The 21253-nt window shown below is 67.2% G+C and carries 22 protein-coding genes; 8 read left to right on the top strand and 14 right to left on the bottom strand.

What is annotated here, in order from left to right; translation table 11 throughout:
* The first annotated feature begins 174 nt into the window (after positions 1-174).
* Positions 175-1578 carry a coniferyl aldehyde dehydrogenase gene (locus AB4Z27_RS07150; RefSeq protein WP_441644142.1) on the top strand — a complete coding sequence of 468 codons (1404 nt, stop codon included), beginning with the start codon at positions 175-177 and terminating at the stop codon, positions 1576-1578.
* 31 nt (positions 1579-1609) lie between these two features.
* On the opposite strand, the gene AB4Z27_RS07145 is transcribed toward AB4Z27_RS07150, so the two are convergent.
* Positions 1610-2503, bottom strand: a complete 894-nt coding sequence (locus AB4Z27_RS07145; RefSeq protein WP_441591412.1) for a Kdo hydroxylase family protein — start codon at positions 2501-2503, stop codon at positions 1610-1612.
* A 131-nt stretch (positions 2504-2634) separates the two neighbouring features.
* Positions 2635-3798: a methionine adenosyltransferase gene (gene metK, locus AB4Z27_RS07140; protein ID WP_092291429.1), complete on the bottom strand. Its 1164-nt coding sequence runs from the start codon at positions 3796-3798 to the stop codon at positions 2635-2637.
* A 323-nt stretch (positions 3799-4121) separates the two neighbouring features.
* Between metK and AB4Z27_RS07135 the strand changes: the two genes are divergently transcribed.
* The 4 genes from AB4Z27_RS07135 to AB4Z27_RS07120 are packed head-to-tail and all read left to right on the top strand — an operon-like array spanning position 4122 to position 7636.
* Positions 4122-5018 carry a lysophospholipid acyltransferase family protein gene (locus AB4Z27_RS07135; protein ID WP_441644141.1) on the top strand — a complete coding sequence of 299 codons (897 nt, stop codon included), beginning with the start codon at positions 4122-4124 and terminating at the stop codon, positions 5016-5018.
* The gene (locus tag AB4Z27_RS07130; RefSeq protein WP_092291425.1) at positions 5015-5908 is read left to right on the top strand and encodes a lipid A biosynthesis lauroyl acyltransferase; all 894 of its coding nucleotides are present in this window, start codon (positions 5015-5017) and stop codon (positions 5906-5908) included. Before AB4Z27_RS07135 ends, AB4Z27_RS07130 begins: the two co-directional genes overlap by 4 nt.
* Before the next feature lie 14 nt (positions 5909-5922).
* Positions 5923-6789: a diaminopimelate epimerase gene (gene dapF / locus AB4Z27_RS07125; RefSeq protein WP_092291423.1), complete on the top strand. Its 867-nt coding sequence runs from the start codon at positions 5923-5925 to the stop codon at positions 6787-6789.
* Positions 6790-6826: 37 nt separating this feature from the next.
* Entirely contained in the window at positions 6827-7636 is an 810-nt protein-coding gene (locus AB4Z27_RS07120) for a polyphosphate kinase 2 family protein (RefSeq protein WP_092291421.1), read from the top strand.
* Between the two features lie 10 nt (positions 7637-7646).
* Here AB4Z27_RS07120 and AB4Z27_RS07115 read toward each other — a convergent pair whose 3' ends face one another.
* Positions 7647-9026 (bottom strand): DUF3734 domain-containing protein, encoded by a 1380-nt coding sequence (locus tag AB4Z27_RS07115; RefSeq protein ID WP_092291419.1) that lies wholly within the window; start codon positions 9024-9026, stop codon positions 7647-7649.
* An 18-nt stretch (positions 9027-9044) separates the two neighbouring features.
* Complete coding sequence (gene pyrE / locus AB4Z27_RS07110) at positions 9045-9722, bottom strand: orotate phosphoribosyltransferase (RefSeq protein ID WP_441591415.1); 678 nt, start codon at positions 9720-9722, stop codon at positions 9045-9047.
* 31 nt (positions 9723-9753) lie between these two features.
* Between pyrE and AB4Z27_RS07105 the strand changes: the two genes are divergently transcribed.
* The gene (locus tag AB4Z27_RS07105) at positions 9754-10530 is read left to right on the top strand and encodes an exodeoxyribonuclease III (protein ID WP_092291415.1); all 777 of its coding nucleotides are present in this window, start codon (positions 9754-9756) and stop codon (positions 10528-10530) included.
* A gap of 36 nt (positions 10531-10566) precedes the next feature.
* Here AB4Z27_RS07105 and AB4Z27_RS07100 read toward each other — a convergent pair whose 3' ends face one another.
* Positions 10567-10968, bottom strand: coding sequence for a type II TA system antitoxin MqsA family protein (locus AB4Z27_RS07100; protein WP_092291413.1), 402 nt, complete (start codon positions 10966-10968; stop codon positions 10567-10569).
* 30 nt (positions 10969-10998) lie between these two features.
* Positions 10999-11295 (bottom strand): type II toxin-antitoxin system MqsR family toxin, encoded by a 297-nt coding sequence (locus AB4Z27_RS07095; protein WP_092291411.1) that lies wholly within the window; start codon positions 11293-11295, stop codon positions 10999-11001.
* Positions 11296-11457: 162 nt separating this feature from the next.
* Between AB4Z27_RS07095 and argC the strand changes: the two genes are divergently transcribed.
* Complete coding sequence (gene argC, locus AB4Z27_RS07090) at positions 11458-12405, top strand: N-acetyl-gamma-glutamyl-phosphate reductase (RefSeq protein ID WP_092291409.1); 948 nt, start codon at positions 11458-11460, stop codon at positions 12403-12405.
* A gap of 75 nt (positions 12406-12480) precedes the next feature.
* Here the strand turns inward: argC and AB4Z27_RS07085 are convergent, their stop codons facing one another.
* Both AB4Z27_RS07085 and AB4Z27_RS07080 read right to left on the bottom strand, forming a co-directional pair.
* Positions 12481-12954 carry an excinuclease ATPase gene (locus tag AB4Z27_RS07085; RefSeq protein WP_441644140.1) on the bottom strand — a complete coding sequence of 158 codons (474 nt, stop codon included), beginning with the start codon at positions 12952-12954 and terminating at the stop codon, positions 12481-12483.
* A 116-nt stretch (positions 12955-13070) separates the two neighbouring features.
* Positions 13071-13991 (bottom strand): M48 family metallopeptidase, encoded by a 921-nt coding sequence (locus AB4Z27_RS07080; RefSeq protein WP_441644161.1) that lies wholly within the window; start codon positions 13989-13991, stop codon positions 13071-13073.
* 148 nt (positions 13992-14139) lie between these two features.
* Between AB4Z27_RS07080 and AB4Z27_RS07075 the strand changes: the two genes are divergently transcribed.
* Positions 14140-15423, top strand: coding sequence for a muropeptide transporter (locus AB4Z27_RS07075; RefSeq protein WP_092291405.1), 1284 nt, complete (start codon positions 14140-14142; stop codon positions 15421-15423).
* A gap of 6 nt (positions 15424-15429) precedes the next feature.
* On the opposite strand, the gene AB4Z27_RS07070 is transcribed toward AB4Z27_RS07075, so the two are convergent.
* The 6 genes from AB4Z27_RS07070 to argB form a co-directional block, all read right to left on the bottom strand.
* Complete coding sequence (locus AB4Z27_RS07070; RefSeq protein WP_441644139.1) at positions 15430-16260, bottom strand: acyl-CoA thioesterase; 831 nt, start codon at positions 16258-16260, stop codon at positions 15430-15432.
* Between the two features lie 71 nt (positions 16261-16331).
* Complete coding sequence (metW, locus tag AB4Z27_RS07065) at positions 16332-16943, bottom strand: methionine biosynthesis protein MetW (RefSeq protein WP_092291401.1); 612 nt, start codon at positions 16941-16943, stop codon at positions 16332-16334.
* Positions 16940-18118 (bottom strand): homoserine O-succinyltransferase MetX, encoded by a 1179-nt coding sequence (gene metX / locus AB4Z27_RS07060; RefSeq protein ID WP_092291399.1) that lies wholly within the window; start codon positions 18116-18118, stop codon positions 16940-16942. The genes metW and metX overlap by 4 nt, the downstream gene beginning before the upstream one ends.
* Positions 18119-18418: 300 nt before the next feature.
* The gene (gene slmA / locus AB4Z27_RS07055; protein ID WP_092291397.1) at positions 18419-19078 is read right to left on the bottom strand and encodes a nucleoid occlusion factor SlmA; all 660 of its coding nucleotides are present in this window, start codon (positions 19076-19078) and stop codon (positions 18419-18421) included.
* The gene (locus tag AB4Z27_RS07050; RefSeq protein ID WP_441644138.1) at positions 19075-20127 is read right to left on the bottom strand and encodes a pyrimidine 5'-nucleotidase; all 1053 of its coding nucleotides are present in this window, start codon (positions 20125-20127) and stop codon (positions 19075-19077) included. The genes slmA and AB4Z27_RS07050 overlap by 4 nt, the downstream gene beginning before the upstream one ends.
* 79 nt (positions 20128-20206) lie before the next feature.
* Positions 20207-21124, bottom strand: a complete 918-nt coding sequence (gene argB / locus AB4Z27_RS07045) for an acetylglutamate kinase (protein ID WP_092291393.1) — start codon at positions 21122-21124, stop codon at positions 20207-20209.
* Positions 21125-21253 lie beyond the last annotated feature (129 nt).

The raw sequence follows: 21253 nt of genomic DNA, 5'->3' as shown, positions 1-21253 counted from the left end.
GGGGCCGGCGGAATGAAGCCGGGCGACTACCGGCAAAAGACCGCGGCCGGTGCACGCGGCGTTTGGGGGCCGTCCTCCATTGCGGGAACGGGGCGGCTGGCTTATGGTGCGCGATGGTGCGCGGGCCTTGCGCCCTTCCCATGCAGCCCCCTCGGACAGCCAGGAGACCGCCAGATGAGAGAAGTTCCCGCCATGTCATCGGTGTTCGACGCCATGCGCGCGGCGTCGCGGCATGACCAGACCCCGCCGTGGGATATCCGCGCGGACCGCCTGCGCCGGCTGCGGCAACTGGTGAAGACCCACCACGACGCCATCGCCGCCGCCATCAGCGCCGACTTCACCAACCGGCCGCCGCAGGAAACCGCGCTGCTGGAGGTGTTCCCGAGCCTGGCGGGTMTCGATGACGCACTGCGGCACGGCCGGCGCTGGATGCGCGAGCGCCGCGCCCGCACCGGCCTGTGGTTCCTGCCGGGGCGCTCGCGCCTGATGCCGCAGCCGCTGGGCGTGGTGGGCGTGGTGGTGCCGTGGAACTATCCGCTCTACCTGACCGTGGGGCCGCTCACTGGCGCGCTGGTGGCCGGCAACCGGGCCATGGTCAAGCTGTCCGAATACACGCCGCGGTTCTCGGCCCTGTTCGCCCAACTGGTGCAGGCCACCTTCGCGCCGGATGAGGTGTCGGTCATCAACGGCGATGCCGAGGTAGCCGCCACCTTCAGCGCCCTGCCGTTCGACCACCTGCTGTTCACCGGCTCGACCCACGTCGGCCATCACGTGATGCGCGCCGCCGCCGCCAACCTGACGCCGGTGACGCTGGAGCTGGGCGGGAAGTCGCCGGCCATCATCGGCCCCCATGCCGATTTCGACCACGCCGTGGAGCGCATCGTGGTGGGCAAGCTGCTCAACGCCGGCCAGACCTGCATCGCCCCGGACTACGTGCTGGTGCCGGAGGACCAGCGCGACCGCTTTGCCGAGGCCGCGCGCCGCYGCGTGAACCGCCTCTATCCGGACCTCGCCCGCAACCCCGACTACACCAGCATCATCAGCCCGCGCCACTTTGGCCGGCTGGTGTCGATGATCGACGCCGCGCGCGCGGCTGGCGCCGGCGTGGTGCCGCTGACCGATGCCCCGCCGGACGCCGACGCGCGCCGCCTGCCGCCCGTGCTGCTGACGGACGTGCCCGGCGATGTGATGGCGATGCAGGAGGAGATTTTCGGGCCGGTGCTGCCCGTGGTGACCTATCGCACCGTGGACGAGGCCATCGGCTTCGTCAATGCGCGGCCCCGGCCGCTGGCGCTCTATCTGTTCGACCGTCGCCGCGACGTGGTGGACCACGTGATGCGCCAGACCGTGGCCGGCGGCGTCACCATTAACGACACCCTGTTCCACATCGCCCAGGACGACCTGCCCTTCGGCGGCGTGGGCCCGAGCGGCATGGGCGTGTACCACGGCCGGGCCGGCTTCGAGACGTTCTCCAAGCTCAAGCCGGTGTTCCATCAGGCCGGGCTGAACGGTGCCGGCCTGCTGCGGCCGCCTTAYGGCAAGCGTTTCGCGTCGATGCTGAAGCTGTTGCTGCGCTGAATCGGGTCCGCTCGGGGACGATCGGCGGCGCTCAGGCCGCCAGCATCGGCTTGCCGAGCATGCGCGACAGCACCGCCTCGGGCGAGTGGGTGTGGTCGCTGATGGCTGCCGGGTCGAGGTAGATGGTCTGCTCCATCATCGCCCGGCCGCGCATGGCGGCGTGGAGCAGCTGGTCGCTGAACACGATCCAGGTCGCACCGGGCGGGAACTGGAACTCCTGCTGCGGCACGGTCTTCTGGTAATCCAGGTCGGCCTTGGCCAGGTCGTGCAGCTGGAGCATGCGGTGGTCGTACTCGGACCGCGTGCGCTTGGTGATGTGGAGCTGCTTCATCAGCCACGCCTGCCCCGGCCACATGCCATGCGTTTTCGGCACGAAGCGGGCGGCGAAATCCGCGAACGGCTCGCCCACGCGCCACACCCGCGGCGCGGCGGGGTCGATGTTGTGGAACACGCGCAGCAGGCGCTTGCCCAGCATCGGATTGGACGGAAACGAGTCCACGTGCAGGCGGGTGTCGTCCTTGCGCCARCTCACCGGGCGGCCGGCGATCTCGCTGGGCCGCAGCGACGTGCCTGCGCGCGTCATATGCGTCACATATTCGGGGAACAGCGTGTGGATCAGCGTCTCGCTGGAATCCGCATAGCGGCGGATCAGCGCGTAGAGATCGGCCAGATCCTGCTCACTGCCCGCGGCGCCGCGCACGGCGCGGTCATCGGCGCGCAGGTTGATGTTCTTCGACTTGCCATCGGACCAGCGGGCATCCAGGAAGCGCTCCTCGCCCGGCTGGAAGCGGAAATTCAGGTTCGGGAAGTACAGCACGGCGCCCTGCTCGAGCTGGCGGCGCAGGTCGGCGCGCACCTCGGGGGTGACGTCGGGCGCCCATTCGGTATAGGGCTGCGTGCGGATCAGGTTCAGCGGCGTCGTCATGGTCTTGGCGTGGAGGTCCGGTTGAGCGGGATTCTACTCCGCGCCGCAGCGGGTGCCACGTGGCGCCCAGATAACAAAAAACCCCGCAGGTCCCGAAGGACCGGCGGGGTTCCTGACTGCCGGACGGCCGATTACAGGCCGGCGGCGGCGCGCAGCACGGCGGCCTTGTCGGTGGCTTCCCACGAGAACTCCGGCTCCTCGCGGCCAAAGTGGCCGTAGGCGGCGCTCTTTTCGTAGATCGGGCGCAGCAGGTCCAGCATCTGGACGATGCCCTTCGGGCGCAGGTCGAAATGCTCCTGCACCAGTTCGGCGATCTTCTCGTCCGAGATCTTGCCGGTGCCTTCCGTGTACACGGTCACGTTGATCGGGCGGGCCACGCCGATRGCGTAGCTGACCTGCACCTGGCACTGGCGCGCCAGGCCGGCGGCGACCACGTTCTTGGCGACGTAGCGGGCGGCGTAGGCGGCCGAGCGGTCCACTTTCGACGGGTCCTTGCCCGAGAACGCGCCGCCACCGTGCGGCGAGGCGCCGCCGTAGGTGTCGACGATGATCTTGCGGCCGGTCAGGCCGCAGTCGCCCTGCGGGCCGCCAATCACGAAGCGGCCGGTCGGGTTGACCAGGTACTTGGTGTCCTTGAGCATCGCGGCCGGCAGCACCGGCTTGATGATTTCYTCGATCACGGCTTCGCGGATCTGGGCCTGGGTGATGTCCGGGGCGTGCTGGGTGGACAGCACGACGGTATCCACGCTGTGCGGGCGGCCGTCGAGGTAGCGCACGGTGACCTGCGACTTGGCGTCCGGGCGCAGCCAGGACAGGCGGCCGTCACGGCGCAGCTGCGACTGGCGCTCCACCAGACGGTGTGCGTAGTAGATCGGGAACGGCATCAGTTCGGGCGTCTCATCGCACGCRTAGCCGAACATCAGGCCCTGGTCGCCAGCACCCTGGTTCAGGTAGTCGTCCGAGGCGCGGTCCACGCCCTGGGCGATGTCCGGCGACTGCTTGTCGTACGCCACCAGCACGGCACAACCCTTGTAGTCGATGCCGTAGTCGGTGTTGTCGTAGCCGATGCGCTTGATGGTGTCGCGGGCGACCTGGATGTAGTCCACGTTGGCCGTGGTGGTAATTTCACCGGCCAGCACCACCAGACCRGTGTTGCAGAGCGTCTCGGCCGCCACGCGGGCGTACTTGTCCTGGGCCAGGATGGCGTCCAGGACGGCGTCCGAGATCTGGTCAGCAACTTTATCGGGATGGCCTTCGGAGACAGATTCCGAAGTGAACAGGAAGTCGTTTGCCACGAGCTTGTTTCTCCAAGGTTAGCCAAGATTGGCTGTGAGTCGGCTATTGCGTGCCACCCTCGGGAAACGATGCGGCGACGCTTTAGCGGTATTTTCAGACCGCTCTGGAGAGAGCGGCATCGCCCCGCAAGTTGTCAGTTAACTCGGCGATACAGGCTATTATACGCGCCTGCCGCGTGCGCTGCAGTACTCCGGCGCGGCGCCGCACAGTGCACCGCGCGCACGGAGGCAGCAGGACGTGTAGCCGGTACGATACCGTGCCTGCCTCGCGCGCGATTCCCCGTCGACAAGCCTTTTTTGCCCGTATTTCCACGTTTGGCCCCATGACCTTTATCTTCTGGCTCATCTCCCTCCTGCCCCTGCGCGTGCTGCACGCCATCGGCGGCGCGCTGGGCCTGCTCGCGGCGCGGCTACCGGGCCGCTATGGCCAGCGCCTGACCGAGAACTTCCGCCACGCCTACCCGGACGTCACCGACGCCATGCTGGCCGAGGCCGCGCGCGCCACGGGCCGCCTGATCCTGGAAATGCCGTACTTCTGGAGCCGCAAGACGCTGGACGCCGCGCTCTACAACTTCGACGACTCGCTCTGGCCCACGCTGAACCGGCTCCAGATGCAGGCCAACGGCATCATCATCCTGACCCCGCACCTGGGCTGTTTCGAAGTGCTGCCGCAGTCGCATGCGCTGCATCGGCCCGTAACCGTGCTGTTCAAGCCGCCGCACCAGCAGTGGCTGCGCGACTTCGTCGAACGGATGCGAAGCCGGCCGGGCATCTCGATGGCGCCTGCCACGCCGCGCGGTGTGCGGATGCTGGTCAAGGCGCTCAAGCGCGGCGAGGCCGTCGGCATCCTGCCCGATCAGGTGCCGAGTGCCGGAGACGGCACCTGGGCGCCGTTCTTCGGCAAGCCGGCCTATTCGATGACGCTGGTGCACCGCCTGCACCGCCTGACCAACGCGCCGGTGGTGATGATGTTCGCCGARCGCCTGCCCAAGGGCGCCGGCTATGTCGGCCATATGCGCCTGGTGGGCTGTGGCGGCGTGCTGGCCRCCGAGGTGGAGGCCGCCGCCGCCCAGATCAACCGCGCGGTCGAGGAGTCGATTGCGATGGTGCCCACCCAGTACCTCTGGGGCTACAACCGCTACAAGCAGCCCACCGGCGCCCCGCCGCCCCCCGACCTGACCAGCCAGCCGCAGGCGGCCCCCCAAGACATCATCCAATGAGCCGAATCTTTACCTGGCTCGGCATCGGCCTGCTGACCGTGCTGGGCAAGTTGCCGTATCCGTTCGTCGCGCGCTTCGGCGAAGGGCTGGGCGGCCTGCTTTACCGGATTCCGAACGGCCGCCGCGAGGTGGTGCGCGCCAACCTGCGGCTCTGTTTCCCGGAAAAATCCGAGGCCGAGATCGACGAGATGTCGCGCGAGACCTTCCGCCACATCTTCCGCAGCTTTGCCGAGCGCGGCATCTTCTGGACCGGCAGCGAGGCGCAGATGCGCCGCTGGGTGCAGATCGACGACCAGGCCAACCTTGTGGCGCTGGACGGCAAGCCCCATATCCTCGTGACCATGCACCTCTCGGGCGTGGAGGCGGGCGCGATCCGGCTGACCATCCACCTGCGCGACCACGTGGGCCGCTCCGGGGCTTCGCTGTATACAAAGCAGAAGAACGCGCTGTTCGACGATTTCCTGAAGCACGCGCGTGGCCGCTTCGGCGCCAACATGATCTCGCGCAACGACAGCGCGCGGAACATCCTGCGCTGCCTGAAGAAGGGCGAGGCGCTGCAACTGATCGCCGACATGGACTTCGGCGAGCGCGACTCGGAATTCGTGCCGTTTTTCGGCGTGGAGGCGCTCACGCTGACCTCCGTGTCGCGGCTGGCGCGGCTGACCGGCGCCAAGGTCGTGCCGATCTATACCGAGATGCTGCCCGACTACAAGGGCTATGTGCTGCACATCCTGCCCGCCTGGGACGACTACCCCGGCGACAGCGTGACCGACGACACGCGGCGCATGAACGCCTTCTTCGAGGACGCCATCCGCCCGCGCGTGACCGAGTACTACTGGGTGCACAAGCGCTTCAAGCATCGGCCACCCGGCGAGCCAGAGATTTACTAGCTACAATCCGAGCCATGAAACTCCAGTTCACCAAGATGCACGGCGCCGGCAACGACTTCGTCGTGCTGGACGGCATCCACCAGACGCTCGACCTGACCGAGGCCCAGTGGCGCGCGCTCGCCAGCCGGCACTTTGGCGTGGGCGCGGACCAGATCCTGATCGTCGAGAAATCGACGCGCCCGGACGTKGACTTCCGCTACCGGATCTTCAATGCCGATGGCGGCGAGGTGGAGCATTGCGGCAACGGCGCGCGCTGTTTCGTGCGCTTTGTCACGGACAAGGGCATGACCGACAAGCGCTCGGTGCGCGTGGAGGTGATGAACGGCGTGATCACGCTGACCCTGCAGGACGACGGCCAGGTCACGGTGGACATGGGCGCGCCCGAGCTGACGCCGGCGCGCGTGCCGTTCCTCGCCGAGGGCCTGCCGACACGCCGCGAGGGCGACGACACGCTCTATGGCCTCGAAGTGAACGGCCGCACGGCGTGGATCACGCCGGTGTCGATGGGCAATCCGCACGCGGTGCAGGTCGTGGACGATACCGAGCAGTTCCCGGTGCTCCAGGACGGCCCGGTGATCGAACACCATCAGACGTTTCCGAAGCGGGTGAACGCCGGCTTCATGCAGATCGTGGACCGCAGCACCGTGCGGCTGCGCGTGTTCGAGCGCGGCGCCGGCGAGACGCTGGCCTGCGGCACGGGCGCCTGCGCGGCCGTGGTGGCCGGCATCCGGCGCGGTCTGCTGGACTCGCCGGTCAAGGTCCACACCCATGGCGGCGACCTGACCATCGCCTGGAACGGCGCGGGCCAGCCCGTGCAGATGACCGGCCCGGCGACCACCGTGTTCGAAGGCACTATTGACCTCGCCGCACTGAACGCGTGACTATGGGGGCTCCGCAGGCCACGCCACCGGAGACCCCATGACGCTGGACGATTTCCGCATCACCAGTAGTAAAAAATTCAATCTGGCCGATTTCGACCCGCACAGCAAACCGCTGTCGCAGGGCGACAAGGCCGCCGACCTCGCGCGGCTGGAGGCCCTCTCGGGCGAACTCGACGCGCTCCAGGACATCTTCTACGCCGAGCACCGCCGCAAGGTGCTGGTCATCCTGCAGGGCATGGATACCAGCGGCAAGGACGGCACCGTGCGCTCGGTCTTCCGCAGCTTCGATCCGCTTGGCATCCGCGTGGTGAGCTTCAAGGCCCCTACCGCCGAGGAACTGGCGCGCGACTACCTGTGGCGCGTGCACGCGCAGGTGCCCCGCGCCGGCGAGATCGCGCTGTTCAATCGCAGCCACTACGAGGACGTGCTGATCACGCGCGTGCATGGCTGGATCGATGAGGCCGAGTGCGAGCGCCGCTACAAGCAGATCCGCGCGTTCGAATCCCTGCTGACCGATACCGGCACGACCATCGTGAAGTGCTTCCTCCATATTTCGAAGGACGAGCAGAAGGCGCGGCTCGAGGCGCGCATCGCCGATCCCCAGAAGCACTGGAAGTTCGACCCGCAGGACCTGGCCGAGCGCAAGTTCTGGAAGGAATATCAGGAAGCCTACGAAGCTGCCATCGCGGCCACGGCCACGCCGAGTTGCCCCTGGTATGTCGTGCCGGCCGACTCGAAGACCCACCGCAACCTGATGGTGGGCGAGATTGTGGCGGCCGTGTTCCGGCAGCTCAAGCCGGCATACCCGCCGCCGAAGCCGGAACTGGCGAAGCTAAAGGTGGAGTAGGCGCCGGGGGTCAGTCGCTGCCGTTGCCGCGATGCACATCGTGGGTGACGAACGGCCGCTCGGGGCCGGGCATCGCCAGCCATTTGGGGTGCTTGAGCGTGTCGCGGATATCGTCGAGCCCGCTCGCCCAGTGCTCGTGCATCGTCAGCAGGCCGAACTGGTAGTCCTTGGCGCTGCCCTCGAACGACTTGTCGCGGTAGATCAGCTGGATCACGTTACGGCGCGCGTCGCAGGCATGGTCGGCGGCGCGCTTGTACCAGGGGTCGTCGCGCTTGGAAGCCGGCACCAGTGCCATCAGTTCGCTCAGCATGCGGCGATAGTTCTGCTGCTCGCGCATCACGTCCGTGATGGCACGCGTGCGGCTGGAATACTGGATGTCCTTCTGGCGCTCGGCCACGTCGAGCAGATTGTGCGGCAGCTTGCCGCGCGCGCTCCAGAGGTCCACCTGGAAGATCAGGGCGTCCCGGCGCGGCTGGGCGGTCAGCACCTCCTGTAGCGGCGTGTTCGAGACCAGGCCGCCGTCCCAGTAATACTCGCCATCGATCTCCACGGCCGGGAACCCGGGCGGCAGCGCGCCGGACGCCATGAAGTGCTCGGCGCGCAGCCGCTGGCGCGTGTTGTCGAAATACGCGAAATTACCCGTGCGCACGTTCACGGCACCCACCGAGACGCGCATCTCCTTCGGATGGTTGATGCGGTCGAAATCGGCAAAACGCTCCAGCGTGGCCTTCAGCGGCCCAGTGTCGTAATAGCTGGCGCGGCCCGGGTCTTCACCGCGGCCCCAGAGATCGGCGATAGCGCGTGGCGAGAAGAAGCCGCGCTGGCCTTCGATCATCGCGCGGGCGGCGTTGAGGCTGTCGAACCAGATCCGCATCGGCTCCGGCCACGTGGGCGCGGTCTCCGTCAGCAGCTCCAGCGGCAGGCCGGGCAGCCACGGCTGGGCGCAGATGTATTCCCAGAACGCGCGCAACTGCGTCACGCGGGTTTCAGGCGGATTGCCGGCGATGACCGCCGCGTTGAGCGCGCCGATCGAGATACCCGCGATCCAGTTCGGATGAATGCCGCCTTCGGCCAGGCCCTGGTAGACACCGGCCTGGTAGGCACCGAGCGCGCCGCCGCCTTGCAGCACCAGCGCGCGGATCGCATAGGCTTCGTGGGCGGGGCCGTCGCCCGGCAGCGCATCAGGGGCGCAGTGGTCGCTCACTGCGGCGCGCTTGGGCGCCCTGGTGCGCTTCGCCCGGGCCGGCGTGGCCGTCGATGCGGAATCCTGCGGTGGCGCGCCCTGTTCGCCCAGTTCGCGCCCGATTGCCTGCTTGGTCGCCTGTTTTACCTGCTGTTGCCGCTTGCCCGCCACGCCATGCTCCCTCGAAGTTGAGCCKGGGCGCCCCATGGCGCCCGCTCCGGCGCGTCAGACGCCGTACGTCTGACGATAGGCCGCCACGGCCGCCCGGGAGTTCCCGAGCGCGGGGTCGTTCGACGCGTCGAGGTAGGCCAGCAGGTCCTTGAGGCTGGCGATCGAGATCACGGGCACGCCGTATTCGCGCTGCACGTCCTGCACRGCCGAATGCGTGCCGATCTTGTCGGCGGTGCCGCTYTTYTCCATGCGGTCCAGCGCGATCAGCACGGCGGCCGGCTCGGCGCCGGCGGCGCGAATCAGCTGCATCGACTCCCGCACGGAGGTGCCGGCCGAGATCACGTCATCGATGATCACTACCTTGCCCTGCAGCTTGGCGCCGACCAGCGTGCCGCCTTCGCCATGGTCCTTGGCTTCCTTGCGGTTGTAGGCAAACCCCACGTCCCGGCCCATGCCGGCCAGCGCCACGGCCGTGGCCGAGGCCAGCGTGATGCCCTTGTAGGCCGGCCCGAACAGCACGTCGAACTCGAGGCCCGAGTTGAGCAGGGTTTTCGCATAGAATTGCGCCACCTGACCCAGCATCGCGCCCTGGTTGAACAGGCCGGCGTTGAAGAAGTAAGGCGACTTGCGGCCCGCCTTGGTCACGAACTCGCCAAAGGACAGCACGCCCGCATCGAGCGCGAAGCGGATAAAGGTCTGGCTGAGGTCGTCCGGCGTGGTCTGCTGCGTCATCTTTTCTCTCTGAATTTCAAAATTTCCCGAGATGTTACGGATTATCAGCGCCAACCTCAACGGCATCCGCTCTGCGGCCAAGAAGGGCTTTTTCGAGTGGATGGGCAAGCAGGACGCAGACATGATCTGCGTACAGGAACTGAAAGCCCAGGAAGCCGACATGACCGAGGCGTTCCTGGCGCCACATGGCTACCACGGCTTTTTCCACTATGCCGAGAAGAAAGGTTACAGCGGCGTGGGCCTGTACACGCGCCACAAGCCCGAGCGGGTGGTCACCGGCTTCGGTGTGCCCGAGTTCGACGCCGAGGGYCGCTACGTGGAAGTGCAGTATCCGCACCTTGCGGTGATCTCCGTCTACGTGCCGTCCGGCTCCAGCGGCGAAGAACGCCAGCAGGCCAAGTTCCGCTTCATGGAGGCGTTCCTGCCCCACCTGCTGCAACTGAAGGCCAGCGGGCGCGAGATCGTYTTGTGCGGTGACGTCAACATCGCCCACAAGGAAATCGACATCAAGAACTGGAAGGGCAAYCTCAAGAACTCCGGTTTCCTRCCCGAGGAGCGCGCCTGGATTGGCCAACTGTTCGATAGCCACGGCTACGTGGACGTCTTCCGCCAGCTCGACCAACGCCCGGACCAGTACACCTGGTGGAGCAACCGCGGCCAAGCCTACGCGAAGAACGTCGGCTGGCGCATCGACTACCACCTGACCACCGACAAGATCGCCGCCACGGCCCGCGCCTGCGCCATCTACAAGGACGAGAAGTTCAGCGACCACGCCCCGCTGTCGATCGACTACGATTTTCCGCTGTAGGCGGGGCGCCCGGGCGGGATGCCGGGGCCGGCGCGCTCAGTTGGCGCGGATTTCTTCCAGCAGGTTCGGGTGGCGATCCAGCAACTTGAGCAGCTTTACCAGCGCCAGCGGCGGCTTGGTCCGGCCGGTCTCGTAGCGCGAGAACGCATTGACCCCGCCGCCGAAGATCTCGCCAGCCTCCCGCTGGTCGAGTTCCAGCTTGCGGCGCACCGACACGATGAACGCCGGATCGACGATAGCGGCGTTGACCTGCTTGTTGAAGGCAACCATCAACTGGCCGATCCGCTCATCTTCATCGAGATCAAGAACCCCTTCACCGCAGGCGGGACACCAGTCCGCCAGCACGCCTTCGATCACCATGGTTTCGCCGCGATAGTCGTAGGGCATGTCCTGCCGCTCCCTGACCAGTTCGGATCCTCCGCATTCCGGGCATCTCATATCCCGACTCCTTTTTCGAGGTGGTGCTCTTTACAGCACCTTGAATGACACAATCACCAGTTGCTCGATCACGCTGAGCTTCAGGTAGAGCGACCCATAGGGGGTGACGGGGTGGTAGACGTCCTGCCAGACTCGATGATCCGCGTGCGTTGTCATGCTCTTATACAAGTCGCTTCGCTCAAGCCGCGCCAGGATGTCAATCACCTCCCTCCGACTCAACCCCATTGCCCGATAGCTCCGGGAAGCTGAGGTGGTGAACCGCAACCTCCCCTCCGTCACCAACGCCCTCACCACAGAGAGCTTGTAATGCGCTGACGATTTCTCCATGCAAAATTAACCTACTTGGTTATTACCTGCAAGCCCCGGAATGTGTCGGACCGCAACCGCCTCTCYCGCGTAAACCCTGCGCCCAACCCCTAACCTCGCTACAATGCAGGTTCGCTGCCCCGTTGGGCAGGCGACTTTTCGCATTTTCAGAGTGAGTCAGCCATGGTTTTCAAAGTGTTCGTCGATGGTCAGGAAGGCACCACCGGTCTCCGGCTGCTGGACTACCTCTCGGGTCGCTCCGATGTGGAGCTGCTGCGCATTGCCGATGACAAGCGCAAGGACCCGCAAGAGCGAGCACGCTTCCTGAATGCCTCGGATGTCTCGTTCCTGTGCCTGCCGGACGTGGCCTCGCGTGAGGCCGTGTCGCTGGTGACCAATCCCAATACCTGCGTGATCGACGCCAGCACGGCGTTCCGCACCACSGACTCGTGGGCCTATGGCCTGCCCGAGCTGACCCGTGGCCAGCGCGAGAAGGTGCGCGCCAGCAAGCGCATCGCGGTGCCGGGCTGCCACGCCAGCGCCTTCGTGCTGGCCGTGCGTCCGCTCGTGGAAGCGGGCCTGATGCCGGCCGACTACCCGGTGTCGGCGTTCTCGCTGACCGGCTACAGCGGCGGCGGCAAGAAGATGATTGCCGAGTTCGAGGCGGGCGGGAATCCGCGTCTCGATAGCCCGCGCCCCTACGCGCTGAGCCTCGAGCACAAGCACCTGCCCGAGATGCGCGTGCAGGCCGGCCTGGCCCAGGCGCCGATCTTCAACCCGATCGTCGGCAACTTCCTGAAGGGTCTGGCCGTGACGGTGCCGGTGTTCCCGGCGCTGCTGTCGCGCAAGGCCGATGCCGAGGCCATCCTCGACATCTACCGCAAGCATTACGAGGGCGAGCAGTTCGTGCGCGTGCATCCGTTCAATAGCGATGCCAACCTCGACGGCGGCTTCTTCGACGTCCAGGCCAGCAACGACACCAATCGCGTGGACCTGTTCGTGTTCGGCAATGGCGAGCGCCTGAATCTGGTCGCACGCCTGGACAACCTCGGCAAGGGCGCCGCCGGCGCGGCCGTGCAATGCATGAACGTGCATGTGGGCGCCGACGAGGCGACCGGGCTGACCGCCTGACGCGTCACCAACCCGTCGCACAATAAGAAAAGCCGGCTTCGCGCCGGCTTTTCGCTTTCCTGGGATCCGGCTGGCCTAGCTGCCGGTCTTGACCAGCGTYGCCTTCAGCGCCACGCCGATATACGCCGCGCCCTTGGCGCAGACGTAGGTGGTATCGCTGGAGGTCTCGTCGTCCTTCCAGTTGCTGCGGATCTCCATCACCGCATTGCTGCCGCCCTGGGCCGCGCGCTGCTGGAGGTCCTGCACAGCCTGMACGAACACCGTTTCGCACAGCTGGGCATCCGTCAGCACCGGGCCCTCCTGCACCTTGTTCACCGGCCGGCGCACGCGCTTCACCGTCTTGTACAAGGTGGGATCCGTGGCGCCCTCAAGCCGGTTGAAGCCGAACAGCAGCTTCGTGTTCGGGTCGATGCGTTCCTTGGCGGCCTGGCTAGCCAGTGCCTGGTCGATCGGCATCGTCAGCAGCGTGTCGGCGGCGCTGGCCACGCCCGACGCGCCCGCAGCCAYCAGCGCGGCCGCTACCAGGCCGCAGCGCAATCCAGTCCTCATGGTCTTTCTCCCTGATCAAGGTTGAGAATCTCAGCGCGCCAAAGCCTGTTGCAGGGGCGTTGACGCCACTTTTCCATCCTACAGGAATCGCCGATAACCTGAGTCGACGGCCGTCTTTACTTTTTTAGTGGACGCTGGCTGTCGTCGTCGCCGGCATCGACCGGGGCACCGCCCAGGTTAGCCATATTGGGCGTGTGGGCGGGCAGCTTCTCCATCGGCATGTTCATGGCGCGGGCGTAGAGCGGCATCACCTCGSCCATGTGCGCCTCAAGCACCGCGATGCGGCTGCGGCCGGACGGGTGCGTGGACTTGAACTCGTCGCCCATCTCCAGCACCGTGCCCATCTTGCGCCACAGCGTGACGGCGGCGCGCGGGTCGTAGCCGGCGCGGGCGGCGATGTCCATGCCAATCAGGTCCGCCTCGGTTTCCTCGAGCCGCGAAAACCGCAGCGACACGAGCCGGGCATTGTTGCCGATATCGAAATTGCCGAGATTGCCGAAGCCGGTCAGCTGGGACACCACGTTGGCGCCAAGATTCGAGATCTCGGACTGCGCCGCGCGCTGCCGGGCGTGTTCCTCCARCGCGTGGGCGATCTCGTGGCCCATCACCATGGCCACTTCGTCGTCGGTGAGCTTGAGCTGGTCGAGCAGGCCGGARTAGACCGCCATCTTGCCGCCGGGCATGCAGAACGCGTTGACCAGCTTCGACTCGATCAGGTTGATCTCCCACGCCCAGCGGCCGGCGCGTGGGTTCCACAGCACGGTCTCGGGCAGCAGCCGGATGCCGATCTCGCGCAGGCGCTTCACCTGCGGGTTGTCGTCGCCGGCCAGCGTGTGCTTGGCGATGGCTTCCTGCTTGATCTGTTCGTACTCGCGGGCAGCCTGCTGGTCGATGACTTCCATCGGCACGATCGTGCGCACGCGCGAGTAGCGGCGCTCCACGCGCACGCCGTCGTCGGGCGCGGCTACCAGGGCCACTTCCTGCGCGATGGCCGGCACGGTTGCGCACGCGGCGCAGGACCAAGCCAGCCAGGTCAGCCATCCCGGGCGCCGGGGCGTGCGGCACGGTGGCAACGGCGATTCGTTCGACGCGATCAGGGTCACGGCAGGGCTCGGCGCGATAAGGGTCGACAAACGGCGTCGAATCGATGAGTGGGGACGCAAACGGTGATGCAATAATACATCCATGACGTTCCAAGACTACCTCGACATTTTCCGCAATCGCCGCATCGGCGCCATGCTGACGCTGGGCTTCGCGTCCGGGCTGCCGCTCGCGCTGACCTCGGGCACGCTCCAGGCCTGGATGACCGTGGAGGGGCTCGACATCAAGACCATCGGCTTCTTCTCGCTGGTCGGGCAGGCGTACATCTTCAAGTTCCTGTGGGCGCCGCTGATGGACCGCTACACGCCGCCCCTGCTGGGCCGGCGGCGCGGCTGGCTGCTGGTGACGCAGCTCGGGCTGGTGGCCAGCATCGCCGCCATGGCGTTCTGCCCGCCGCGCGAGGCGCTCTGGGCGCTGGCGGCGCTGGCCACGCTGGTGGCGTTCCTGTCGGCGTCGCAGGACATTGTGTTCGATGCCTACAGCACCGACGTGCTGCGCCCGGCCGAGCGCGGCGCCGGCGCGGCGGTCAAGGTGCTCGGCTACCGGCTGGCGATGCTGGTCTCGGGCGGGCTGGCGCTGTACCTGGCGGACCGCGTGCTGGGCTGGTCCAGCATGTACCTGCTGATGGCGGCGCTGATGTCGGTAGGGCTGCTGACGCTGCTCTGGGCGCCCGAACCGGACGTGCCGGCGCGCCAGCCGCGCACGCTGGAGGAGGCCGTGGTCGGCCCGCTGCGCGACTTTTTCGGGCGCCAGGGCGCGTGGTGGCTGCTGCTGCTGATCGTGCTCTACAAGCTGGGCGATGCCTTCGCCGGCAGCCTGTCCACCACGTTCCTGATCCGGGGCCTGGGCTTCGATCCAGGCGAGGTGGGCATCGTCAACAAGACGCTGGGCCTCGCGGCGACGATCATCGGCGCGCTGTTCGGTGGGTCGCTGATGGTGCGGCTCGGGCTGTACCGGTCGCTGATGCTGTTCGGCATCCTGCAGGCGGTGTCGAACCTCGGCTACTGGGTGCTCTCGGTCACGCCGCCCCATATCTGGAGCATGGGYGCGACCATCGCCATCGAGAAYATCTGCGGCGGCATGGGCACGGCGGCCTTCGTGGCGCTGCTGATGACGCTGTGCAACCGCTCGTTCTCGGCCACGCAGTACGCGCTGCTGTCCGCGCTGGCGTCGATYGGCCGGGTCTACGTGGGGCCCACCTCGGGCTATATGGTCGAAGCCTGGGGCTGGGCGCCCTTCTACCTCGGCACCGTGGTGGCGGCCGTGCCCGGCGTGGCCCTGCTCTGGGCGATGCGCGGCACGGTCCACCGCTACGAAGCCCAGGCGCGCGAGCCGGCCAAGGAGCCGGGCGTCCCTCGTCCGGCCTGATCGGCCTTATTCCTTGTAGTAGACGATCTGGTGCGACGAGGCCAGCAGCACGCCGCTGGCGCTCCAGATCTGCGCGCTCTGGTCGAAGAAGCCCTGGCGGAACACCTGCGCCCGCGCGCTGCCGAGCACGTGGCTGTCGCCCARCKCGGCCARCGTGGCCGCATCGGCATGGAAATAGGTCGTGATCGACACCGTGCCGGCCGGCACGAAGCCGGCGCGCTTGAGGAAAATGCGCGGATAGAAGGCGTCGCACCAGGCYGCCACRGCGGCGTAGTCGGGCGTGCGGGCCGGTTCGTCACGCAGCCAGAACTGGGTCAGGCTGTCCGGATGCTCGGTGCCGACGGCGGTTGAGGGCTTGGCGCCGCGCACCGCGCGCATGTCGTAGCTGCCGATCCAGCGCACCGGCGCGAAGCCGCCCATGCCGGGCAGGGTGTCAGCGGGCGGCACATCGGGCATGACGGCTTCGCCGCTGCCCCAGGTCTCGCGCCGCACGGCGAAGACCGCGCTGCCGGTGGTCGTCACCTCGCCGTTCTGGCGCAATTCCAGATGCCAGTGCTGGGTGGACCGGTTGGTCCGCGACGGACGCGCCTCGATCTCGAACGGCCCTTCGGCAATCGGCCCGGCGAAGTTCACCGTCAGCGCAATCGGATCGCCCAGCCGCTCGGGATGGCTCAACGCCGCCTGGAGGAGCGTGGCCRCCGTCATCCCGCCGAACGGGCCAATCATGTTCCAGTAGGCCTGGCTGGTATGACCCAGGAAGCGGTGCTCGCCGGCTGGCTCCAGCGCCAGGGCGAGGTCGAACGGATGTTGCGAGTCRGTGTGGGGCGCTTGGGTCATGGCAGAAAATAGTACGATCGTTCGKTAATCGTCGTACGGTATGCCCACCCGGCCCCCGCGTCAAGCCGGGTTCACACCGCGCAAACCCGGTACACCGCCAGGCTGCCGCGCCAGTTCTCGCCCCAGTTCACGGTCACGCCCTCGTGCATCACCACGCGGTCCAGCACGCGCAGGCCCACCTTGGGCGCCAGCCCCTCGAAGTCGCTGATGGTCAGCACACGCACGTTCGGCGTGTTGTACCACTGGTACGGCAGCGCTTCCGACACCGGCATGCGGCCCCGGAACACCGACAGCCGGTGCGGCCAGTAGCCGAAGTTCGGGAACGAGACGATGCACTCGCGTCCCACCCGCAGGGTGTCGCGCAGCACCTGGGCCGTGTTGTGGATGGTCTGGAGCGTCTGGGACAGGATCACCGTGTCGAAGCTCCGGTCCTCGAACAGCGCCAGCCCGCCCTCCAGGTCCTGCTGAATCACGTGCACGCCCTTCTGGGCGCAGGCCAGCACGCCTTCGTCGCGGATTTCGATGCCATACGCCTGCACGTCCAGTTCGTCCTGGAGCACGCGCAGCAGGCTGCCATCGCCGCAGCCGGCGTCCAGCACCGTGGAGTTGGGCTCGATCCAGCGCGCAATCGCGCGGAAGTCGGGCCGCAGCGCGAGGATATTGGGGTTGGCGGAGGCGTTCATGCGCCGATCTCCTCGGCAATGCGTTCGTAGTAGGCGCGCATCAGGTTGTGGTAGCGCGGATCGTCGAGCAGGAAGGCGTCGTGGCCGTGCGGGGCGTCGATCTCGGCGTACGAAACCGGCCGCTTGTTGTCGAGCAGCGCCTTGACCAGCTCCCGGCTGCGGTTCGGCGCGAAGCGCCAGTCGGTCGTGAAGCTCGCTACCAGGAAGCTGGCCTGGGTGTGGGAGATCGCGCGCTTCAGGTCGCCGCCGTAGGCCAGCGCCGGGTCGAAGTAATCGAGCGCGCGGGTGATCAGCAGGTAGGTGTTGGCGTCGAAGTACTCCGCGAACTTGTCGCCCTGGTAACGCAGGTAGCTTTCCACCTGGAACTCGACGTCGAACGAGAAGCGGATGTCCTCGGACTTCAGCGAGCGGCCGAATTTCTCGGCCATGTCCTCGTCGGACAGGTARGTGATATGGCCGATCATGCGCGCCACGCGCAGGCCGCGCTTCGGCTTGACGTTGTGCGCGTAGTAGTTGCCGCCGTGGAAGTCCGGGTCCGACAGGATGGCGCTGCGCGCCACCTCGTTGAAGGCGATGTTCTGCGCCGACAGCTTGGGCGTGGACGCCACCACGATGCAGTGGCGCAGCCGGTCCGGGTACATCAGGCTCCAGGCCAGCGCCTGCATGCCGCCGAGGCTGCCGCCCATCACCGCGGCGAACTGCGTGATGCCGAACGCGTCGGCCACGCGCGCCTGGGCGTTGACCCAGTCCTCCACSGTCACCACCGGGAACAGCGCGCCATAGGGCTGGCCGGTGGCCGGGTTGGTGCTCATCGGCCCGGTCGAGCCGAAGCAGGAACCAAGGTTGTTCACGCCGATGACGAAGAAGCGGTCGGTATCGAGCGGCTTGCCGGGGCCGACCATGTTGTCCCACCAGCCGATGTCGCGCGGATTGTCCGCCGCGATGCCGGCCACGTGGTGCGAGGCGTTGAGCGCGTGGCACACCAGCACGGCATTCGATGCCGCCGCGTTGAGCGTGCCGTAGGTTTCCACCATCAGGTCATAGCCGGCCAGCTGGCTGCCGTTGCGCAGCGGGAGCGGCTCGGCGAAGTGCATGCGCCGGGGCGTGACAACGCCGACGGAGCCGGCGGCGAGGTCGGCCTCCGGTACGGCGGCAGGAATAGCAACATCTGTCATGGAGGGGGCCCGCGGCGAGCGGGCATAAAAAAACCCGACTGGCAGTTGCGTGTGTCGCAGCCAAGTCGGGCATGTCGCGGTGTCCCGCGCGTCGGCGCCATATCGTGGATTGCTCCCGCGAGGCACCGACCCAACCTCTTTAGCCGCATTTATAGTGGCAGCCGGCGGTCATCCTGAGATCCCCGTTGGCTGCCGCGCGCCCGCAAGCCAGTCATCAAATCGGCGCGACGCGGCCATTATAGTGCAGTTCCCGGGTGCGCTGCTGGCCGCGTGTGACGCGCCCCCGGTCCTCCCGCTGGTTCAGCCCAGCAGGATCCGCAACTGGGCGTCGATGTTCTCGCCCGGCGCCTTGCGGAAGCCGCTCTTCACGTAGCGGTGCCACTGGCCCTGCACAGCCGCCGTGATCAGCGCCACGCGCACCGGGATGTCGGCGTCGGCCGGGAAGGCGGCCTGCGTGACGGCCACCTTCAGGCACTGGCGCAGCGACGCCTCGATCCGGTCCACCATCTGGTTGATGCGTTCCTGCAGCCGTTCGTGCTCGCCCACCAGCGCCTCGCCGGTCAGCACGCGCGTCATGCCGGGGTTCTTCTCGGCAAACGACAGCAGCATCCGCACGATGGCCTGCACCTGGCGCAGGCCATGCTCCTCCTGCGTGGTGATCTGGTTGATCAGCCCGAACACGGTCTGCTCGATAAAGCCGATCAGGCCCTCGAACATCTGCGCCTTGCTGGCGAAATGGCGATACAGCGCGGCTTCCGAGACCGACAGCCTGGCGGCCAGCGCCGCCGTGGTGATCTTTTCCCCGCGCGGATGCTCGAGCATGCCGGCCAGGGTCTGGAGGATCTGGATGCGCCGCTCGCCAGGGCGCGGGCGCTTGCGCGCGGGCCCTTCGGCGGTCTGGATGGCGGTGGCGGCCATCAGCGGCGGCGCCTCCGGCTGGCTTTCAATGGTTTGCGTCATGACCCGGTTCTCCGTATTCGTCGTAGGAGTTGATGCATCGATTGTACTTTTATGTCCACATAGCCGGGCCGATTCACCACGCGCGCCCGTACGCGCGGGGCATGGTCGGGCAACTGCTGCGGCGCCGTGCCGTATTGTGCGCCATCCACGCCAGGTGGCGGAAGCTGCGCTTCGGCGGCCATCATCGTGACCGATCTTTCCTGGGCGCCRTGGCCCACGTGCTGGCGGTCCTCGGCGGCCAGCGCGGTGCGTGTGGCAGCATCGGCCACCGCGCCCGGCACGGCGGCATCGACCGGGACTGGCGCGGCCGCCGGCACCGGCTGGGGCCGCGACGGCGCCAGCGTGCGCAGGTAGCCCGTCACCCAGGCGGTGCGGATCCCCGTGCCCGCGTAGTGTTTCAGATGCGACAGCGTGTCTTCCACCAGCACCGCGCGATGGGGCGCCACGCCGGTGCGYGCCAGCAGCCGGCGCAGCATGCGGCGGTCAGGCTTGGGCCGCAGATGGCCGTGCACCCACATATCCTCGATGGCCACCACGCGCTCGAAGCAGCGTTCGATGCCGGCAATCGCCATGACCGCCCGGGCGTAGTCGCGCGGCGCGTTGGTGACCAGGATTTTGCGCCCGGGCAGCCGGCGCAGCGCGGCGGCCAGCCCGCGCCGCACGCGCACCATCTCGGCCAGGGCCGGGAAGTCGTGGGCTTCGTGCAGGAAATCGGCCGCATCCACGCCATGGTGGCGGATCATGCCGAGCAGGGTGGCGCCGTAGCGCTGCCAGTACTCCACCCGCACGCGGCTGGCGGTGGCCTCGTCGGACCCGAGCACGCGCGCCACGTAGGCGGTCATGCGCCGGTTGATGGCCGGGAAGATCGCGTGGGAGGCGTCGTGCAGGGTGTTGTCGAGATCGAACAGCCAGACGATATCGCCCGACTGGTCGCCCGCTGGCCGGCGCACCCGAGGATGCCGGGGGCGTTGCCGCGCGGCGGGAGTCGATGCCTCCGACGGGCGCGCGTGCGCCACGCCGCGGCGCTGGTGAGGTTGTCTGAGGAACACGCCGGGCTGCAGGGGGATGACTGGTGGGAGGGGTGCGGGCGCGGCGGCGTCAATCCGCCCCTGCGCCCGCAAATCCGGCTCAGTGCGAGCGGATCATCGTGCCGAACGCCTGCTCGGTCAGGATTTCCAGCAGCAGCGAGTGCTCGATACGGCCGTCGATGATGTGGACCGAGTGCACGCCGCTCTTGGCGGCATCCAGCGCGGACGAGATCTTGGGCAGCATGCCGCCCGAGATCGTGCCATCGGCGAACAGTTCCTCGATCTCGCGCGCGGACAGGTCGGTCAGCAGGTTGCCCTTCTTGTCCATCACGCCCGGGATGTTGGTCATCATCACCAGCTTCTCGGCCTTGAGGATCTCGGCCATCTTGCCGGCAACCACGTCGGCGTTGATGTTGTACGCCTGGCCGTCGTCGGAGAAGCCGATCGGGGAGATCACCGGGATGAACGCGTCATCCTGCAGCGCCTTGACCACGGCCGGGTTGATCGCCTCGATATCGCCCACGTAGCCGATGTCGATGAAGGTGCCGGGCTTTTCGCGGTCCGGCATCTGCAGGCGCTTGGCGCGGATCAGGCCGCCGTCCTTGCCGGTCAGGCCCACAGCCTGGCCGCCGTACTGGTTGATCAGCATGACGATGTCCTGCTGCACCTCGCCGCCGAGCACCCACTCCACCACTTCCATGGTTTCTTCGTCGGTGACGCGCATGCCCTGGATGAACGTGCCGACCTTGCCCACCTTCTTCAGGGCTTCGTCGATCTGCGGCCCGCCGCCGTGCACCACCACCGGGTTCATGCCCACCAGCTTCAGCAGGATCACGTCGCGCGCGAAGCCGTGCTTGAGCTTCTCCTCCGTCATCGCATTGCCGCCGTACTTGACCACGATGGTCTTGCCGTGGAACTTGCGGATATAGGGGAGCGCCTCGGCGAGGATCTCGGCCTTGAGGGAGGGGGCGATGGCGGCAACCGTGGTGGTGGCCGGCCCAGGATTGTCGGCGTTCATGGCAAGGGACATCCGTTGGAATCAGCAGGTATCATGGCGAATCCGTCCGCCGGACTGGCTTTGACGGGCAGGCGCCGATTTTACAAGAAACCGCGCGGCACGCGCGAAGACGACAAGAACCTGATCCCC

The organism is Cupriavidus sp. KB_39 (assembly GCF_052114485.1).
Taxonomy (GTDB): domain Bacteria; phylum Pseudomonadota; class Gammaproteobacteria; order Burkholderiales; family Burkholderiaceae; genus Cupriavidus.
Note: the sequence above shows the minus strand (reverse complement) of the source record. Positions and strands in the feature narration are given on the sequence as shown.

Excerpts from the sequence above, each read along its gene's own strand:
- AB4Z27_RS07130 (WP_092291425.1), top strand. The coding sequence starts at position 5,015 with ATGAGCCGAATCTTTACCTGGCTCGGCATCGGCCTGCTGACCGTGCTG.
- AB4Z27_RS07120 (WP_092291421.1), top strand. The coding sequence starts at position 6,827 with ATGACGCTGGACGATTTCCGCATCACCAGTAGTAAAAAATTCAATCTG.
- AB4Z27_RS07100 (WP_092291413.1), bottom strand. The coding sequence starts at position 10,968 with ATGAGATGCCCGGAATGCGGAGGATCCGAACTGGTCAGGGAGCGGCAG.
- AB4Z27_RS07095 (WP_092291411.1), bottom strand. The coding sequence starts at position 11,295 with ATGGAGAAATCGTCAGCGCATTACAAGCTCTCTGTGGTGAGGGCGTTG.
- metW (WP_092291401.1), bottom strand. The coding sequence starts at position 16,943 with ATGAACGCCTCCGCCAACCCCAATATCCTCGCGCTGCGGCCCGACTTC.
- slmA (WP_092291397.1), bottom strand. The coding sequence starts at position 19,078 with ATGACGCAAACCATTGAAAGCCAGCCGGAGGCGCCGCCGCTGATGGCC.
- argB (WP_092291393.1), bottom strand. The coding sequence starts at position 21,124 with ATGAACGCCGACAATCCTGGGCCGGCCACCACCACGGTTGCCGCCATC.